The 6802-nt window shown below is 48.7% G+C and carries 2 protein-coding genes; both read left to right on the top strand.

The genetic code is table 11. The annotated features are described in order from the left end of the window. On the top strand, nt 1-5287 hold a 5287-nt coding region (locus AWW67_RS05170; RefSeq protein ID WP_141655380.1), incomplete at its 5' end, for an Ig-like domain-containing protein. A 1-nt stretch (nt 5288) separates the two neighbouring features. Beyond that, nucleotides 5289-6802: PorP/SprF family type IX secretion system membrane protein (locus tag AWW67_RS05165; protein ID WP_062300567.1), on the top strand; the 1514-nt coding region annotated here is incomplete at its 3' end.

Here is a 6802-nt window from a genome sequence, read left to right as displayed (position 1 = left end):
AGATGTGTATAAGAGACAGGCTAAGGATGCAGCAGGTAACGATGCAGTTTTAACATTACCAGTACCAGGAGCAGCCAATTCATTGGGAGCGAATAAAGCGATAGTAATTGACGGTATAGCCCCAGTCATCACCTCAGTAAGTTCTACCAAGGCCGATGGCAGTTATGGATTAGGAGAATCGATAGCGATAACGGTTACTTTCGATGAAGCAGTAACGGTAACCGGCACACCACAGTTAGAGCTTGAAACCGGAGCAGTAGACCGTAAGGTAGACTACAGTTCAGGTACAGGAACAAACACTTTGACTTTCAATTATACCGTTCAGATGGGCGATGAGTCAGCAGATTTAGATTACAAAGCCACCAATGCATTGACCTTGAATGGCGGAACGATCAAAGATGCAGCCGGCAATGACGCCACCTTAACCTTAGCCGCCCCGGGAGCAGCCAACTCATTAGGTAACAATAAAGCCTTGGTAGTTGAAGCCTTCCCAACGGTAACCTTATCAGTAAGCAACACTACAATAGCAGAAGCAGCGGGAACCTCAACGATCACCGCTACTTTATCAGCCGTATCGAGCCAAGACGTAACGGTAACACTAGCTTACTCAGGAACAGCCACTAGTGGTATCGATTATAACAATACAGCCAGTACAAGTATTACCGTTCCAGCAGGTAATTTATCTGCCAATGCAGCAGTAGGCATTACAGCTAGCCAAGATGTCAATCCAGAAACCAATGAAACGGTCATTATAGACATTACAGGTGTTACAAAAGGAACCGAGAACGGCACACAACAACAAACGATCACTATTACCGATGACGATACCCCAAGCGTATCATTTACGAGCACCACATCATCGGGATTAGAGAGCGTAAGTTCGGCCAATATCACGGTAGACTTGAATATTGCCAGTGCTCTGACAGTAACAGTAGACTATACAGTAACAGGCACAGCCAGTTCAGGAACAGATTATACCTTGGCCAATGGAACGTTGACCTTCAACCCAGCCGATGTACAAGAGACGATTACCATAGCAGGAATTGTAGACGATGCGATTTTAGAGTCCAATGAGACGGTGATTATTACCTTGTCGAATCCGAGCAATGCAAACTTAGGAACGAACACGGCACACACCTATACCATTACCGACAATGACGCAGCAGCAGTAACCATTGCCGATGTAAGCGGATCAGAAAACGGAGGAGCAATTACGCTGACCGCCACATTGGACAATGCAGTACAAGGCGGCTTTACGGTAGAAGTAAGCACGGCCGATGGCACAGCCACAACAGCGGACAGTGACTATACATCAATCACCAGTCAGACTTTGACCTTTGCAGGAACAGCAGGCGAGACCCAGACGTTTACGATAACTCCAACCGCAGATACGAAGTTGGAAGGCAATGAAACAGTAACGATTAGCCAAGGCAACTTAGCGGCAACAAGCCTAAGTGTAAACATCACAGATCAAGCTACCGTAACGATCAATAATGACGACAATGCTTCAGTCACTATTGCCGATGTAAGCGGATCAGAAAACGGAGGCGCGATTACGTTGACCGCAACTTTGGACAATGCAGTACAAGGAGGCTTTACAGTAGATGTAAACACAGCAGACGGCACCGCCTTGGCAGCAAGTGATTACACGGCAGTAACAAGCCAGACTTTGACCTTTGCAGGCACGGCAGGCGAGACACAAACCTTTACGGTAACACCAACCGATGATGCAGTAGAAGAATCCACCGAAACCTTGACGGTGAGCATGAACAATCTGGCTGCCACCGCACTAGGGGTGACGATCACCGATAATGCCACCATCACCCTTACCGATGACGATGACAACACAGCTCCAAGTGGCTTTACGATCAGTATAAGCGATGCATTGATAGCCGCTTCAGAAACAGCGACTACTAAGTTTACCTTTGCAGGCGCAGAAGTTGGAACAACATACAACTATACGGTAAGCTCCAACAATGGCGGAACCAATGTAACAGGCACCGGAACAATAGCGACAGCCACAGACGAGGTTACGATCAACAACCTGTCGGGACTGAACGATGGAACGCTGACCCTATCAGTAACATTAACCGATGGCAGCAGCAATACCAGCACAGCCCAAACCGCTACCAGTCAATTGGACAAAACCGCGCCAGCCGCGCCAGTAGTGACAGGCGTAAGTGCAGACAGCGGAAGCAGCTCAAGTGATGGCATCACAAGCGATACTACCCCAGATGTAAAAGGAACGGCCGAGGCCAATGCAAGCATAGAAGTTTTTGTAGGAGGCAACAGTGTAGGAACGACAACAGCAGATGGATCAGGAGACTGGACGTTGGCTTATAGTGGAGTTAACCCACTAGCAGACGGCACAATCTCGGTAACCGCCAAGGCCACCGATGCCGCAGGCAATACCAGTGCAGCAAGCACAGCGGTCAATGTGACTATTGACGCTACCGCCCCAGCCGCCCCAGTGATAACATCCATCACACCAGACTCAGGAACGAGTACAACCGATAAGATCACCAATGACCAGACCAACCTTACCATAACAGGCACAGGGGAGGCCAACTCACAACTGGAAATTACAGTAAATGGTATCACGTATTCAGGATTACCAGTAGACGGTTCAGGCAACTGGTCGATCGCAGTAGGCGCCATATTGGGCACAGACGGTACTTACCCAGTAACGGCAACAGTAACCGATGCAGCCGGCAACCAAAGTGCAGCCTCAGCAGCGTTTAGTATCATTTATGATACCACAGCACCAGCCGCACCAACCGTAGACCTGGATGCAGCTTCAGACTTAGGGCAGAGCAATACAGACAACATCACGCATTACAATGCTACAGATGGACTGATGCTCTCAGGCACAGCCGAAGCCAATGCTGCGATAGCGTTGAGCCTAACGTATAATGGAATCACCTTCTCAGGACTTACGGCAGCCGCAGACGGATCAGGCAACTGGACCTTTGATGCAGGCGCAATAGTATCAGGCGTATTAGCAGATGGCACGGTGAACAACCTTGTGATCAACGCCCAAGCCACCGATGCAGCCGGCAACCAAGGAGTAGCAGGCACACTGACTGTAGTGCTCGATCAGCAGATGACAGCCACGCTTAGCCCAGCCGACAACGCGATAGACATTCTACCATCGGTCAATTTAACCATGGCCTTTGGCGAAGACGTATTCAAGGGAACAGGCAATATCACGATCAAGAAGAAGTCTGACGATAGCATAATAGAAACGATACCAGTCAGTGCGGTAACCATCAATTCAGGCACAGTCACGATTGACCCAGTCAACCTGATTTTACCACCCGCCACAGAGTTCTATATAAACATAGACGCAGGCGCCCTGACCGATATAGCAGGCAACAGTTATACAATCAGCAACAATACCGACTGGAGCTTTACGATCATTGCCTCATCAGTAGTAACGAGCGTAGCTGTACCAGCCAACAACACCTATAAGATTGGAGACGAACTAGACTTTACAGCCAACTTCACGCTTCCGATTACGATCACAGGAACGCCAAGTATACCAGTGACGATAGGAGCAAGCACAAAAATAGCGAACCTAAAAGCAGCAGTTAACAACAGTAGCACCGCCATCTTCAGCTACACCATAGCCGAAGGCGACTTAGATACAGACGGCATAGCAATAGGCGCAGCGATCAGCTTGAACGGAGGCACGATCAAAGACCAATTTGGCACCGATGCACAACTGGCGCTCAACAATGTAGCCGCCACAACAAGCATCAATGTAGACGGAGTTAGACCAGTACCAACGCTAACTGCATCAACAGCAACGCTAGTGAACGGAAGCTTCACCGTAGAATTTACCTTCAGCGAAGCGGTAACAGGCTTTACTTTGGCCGACATTACGGTGGCCAACGGAACAGCCTCCAACCTAGCGACAATCACAGCAGGCACCAAATGGTCGGCAGAGATTACGCCAACCGCAGACGGAACAGTAAGCGCAAGCTTGGCCGCAGGTGTGGCCAACGACAACGCAGGCAATGCCAGTGCAGCCGGAACAGCAGTAAGCAAAACCTATGACGGCACAGCCCCAACAGCGCTGAGCCTGACTAGAAAAACCGCCAATCCGATCCTGACTGCAAGTGCAGGCTTTAGGGTGATCTTCTCAGAAGACGTAACAGGAGTAGACCTTGCCGACTTTGAAGTGATCTTGACAGGCACGGCAACCGGAACACTGAACGCAGTGACTCAAGTAGACGCCAAGACCTATGATGTTACCGTAACCGGTATATCAGGCCAAGGCAGCATAGGGCTGAACCTGAAAGACGATGACAGCATCATTGATGCGGCCAACAACCCATTGTCAGGAGCGTTAACAGGCGAAGTATATGTAACCAATATGCTACCGACCGACATTGCACTTGCTCCATCAGCCATAGATGAGAACAATGCCTTGAGTGCCGAAGTAGGAACACTAAGCACGACAGACACAGACGCTACCGACACCCATACCTATAGCCTAATTACAGGCACAGGCGACACGGACAATGGTAGCTTTATGGTAGCAGGCAACAAGCTGTTTGCAGGCGCTGCTTTCAATCATGAAGTAAAAGACAGCTACAGCATCAGACTTCAAACCGAAGACAACAATGGTGGCCGCTTTGAAAAAGCCTTTACCATCACCATCAACGATGTGAATGAAGCCCCTACCGACATGAGTTTGAGCAATAACATCATAGACGAAGCCGATGACGCAGGCGTACTAGTGGGCACAATGGCCTCAGTAGATCAAGACGCAGCAGAAACCTTTACCTATACGCTGGTAGCAGGCACAGGCGATGACAACAATCTGCTGTTCACCTTTACCGGAGACGAGCTGAGAACCGCCACCCCGATCAACTTTGAGACCAATACCACACTTTCGATTAGGGTTAAAGTGACCGATTCGGGAGGCTTGAGCTATGAAGAAGTGTTCAGCATTACAGTGAACAATGTAGAGTTAGAAGAGATCAGAGACTTTACCAAAGACGCACCAGATGCAAGGATCAAGAACTTCTTCTCACCAAACGGAGATGGAATCAATGACCTTTGGGTGATCGATGATATTTTGGACAACCCGATTAACGAAGTAAAAGTATTCTCTCAGAACGGAACGCTGATTTTTAGTGAGCGCAACTATAAAAACACCTGGGACGGCACCTACAAAGGCGAGGCGATACCACCAGGTACCTATTACTATGAGATCAACGTGTACAATGGCGAGCAGATCGTGAAAGGATTTTTGACCATCATAAGAACAAAGAACTAAGATGATGAAAGCATCAAACAAGCATATATCAATTCGATTTACCCTAGTATTATTAGCACTAGCCCTATGGGTAAGTGAAGGGATGGCACAGCAAGTGCCGCTTTACAACCAATACTTCCACAGGGCCACTTTGGCCTATCCATCGGTAGCCGCCTTTGGAACAAAACCCGAACTGTCGGTAGTATATCGCAGGCAGTTTTCGGACCTAGAAGGAGCGCCAGAGAGTTTTGCAGTAGCCTTCCAAAACCCATTAGGAGACAAGATGGGCTTTAATGTTAATTTAGTAGGCAACAACATTGGCTTTATCCGTCAAACCAAAGTACAAGGAGGCTTTGGCTATGCACTGCTCAACCAATCAGCCCACAAGCTATCGGTAGGAGCGATGCCAAGTTTATCCTTTTTCGGTATTAATGAAGACGTGATTAGCCCAGAATCCTTCAATGATCCGGCCTTACAGAACCTAATCGGCAATAACGGCACCGCTTTGAGTGTAGACTTTAGTCTGAGCTACCGCTACAACAACTTTGGAGTAGATGTAGCAGTACCCAATGTAGTGAACGAAAGCCTGTCGGACGATGAATACATCCAGATCAACGAAGACAACGTGCCCGACTACATAGCAGGAGCACATTACCGCTTCGCCCTGAGCAATGATGTATACCTCACCCCGAACGTAACCTGGAGGTACAGAGAAGTAATCGGCAGCGAGTTTGACATCCTTGCCAGAATGGAGTACAAGAACAAGTTCGAGGCCAGTGCAGGCTACCGCGACAATTACGGCCCAACCTTAGGTGCAGGCATTTACATCAACCCGAACATCTTGTTTGTGTACAACTATGACTTTGGTAAAGCCGATGTTCCCTTCCTCTCAGACGGGCTGAGCGAATTTGGTCTTCACTTTTCTTTTGAGAAGAACCAGAACAAACAGCAAGAAAGATATGCCCAAGGCGAAGCAATACTAAACCAGATCAGGGCCGACAATATCTATGACAGAAACATGATACCACAGAGCGATCAGCGCTTGGTGGTAGATTACTTGGCCTCGCTAGAAAGCACAGGCAGCAAGAAAGAAAAGCTAGAAAGAGCAGACGCCCGCTTTGATGAAATCCTTCAGCAGATGAAAGAGGCAGAGCAGGCCAGACTACAAGCCAGTTTTGACCAAGAAGCCCAGAGCAAACTAGAAGCCGCACAGGCCGAAGAAGCCAGAATCCAAGCCGAGCAAGAAGCCGAAGCAGAACGCTTAAGGCAACAAGCAGCCCAAGCCGAGCGAGACAGGTTAGCAAAAGAGCAAGAGGTGAAAGAAAAAGCAGAGCAAGCCCTAGCCCAAAACAACGACACCACAGACGACTACTTGATAGTAGTAGCCTCTTACTCGGTAGGCAACCGTTACGGCAAGCTGTATTTAGAAGAGCTGAAGGCAGAATACCCTAATGCAGGCCTGTTTACCAGTCAAAAGCGCCAGCTCGACTACCTCTACATCGAAAGCCTGAATGACTTCGACAAGGCCATCGCCCG

The sequence above is a fragment of the Roseivirga seohaensis genome (genome assembly GCF_001592945.1).
Classification (GTDB): Bacteria; Bacteroidota; Bacteroidia; order Cytophagales; family Cyclobacteriaceae; genus Roseivirga; species Roseivirga seohaensis.
This window is presented reverse-complemented; position numbering and strand designations above follow the sequence as displayed.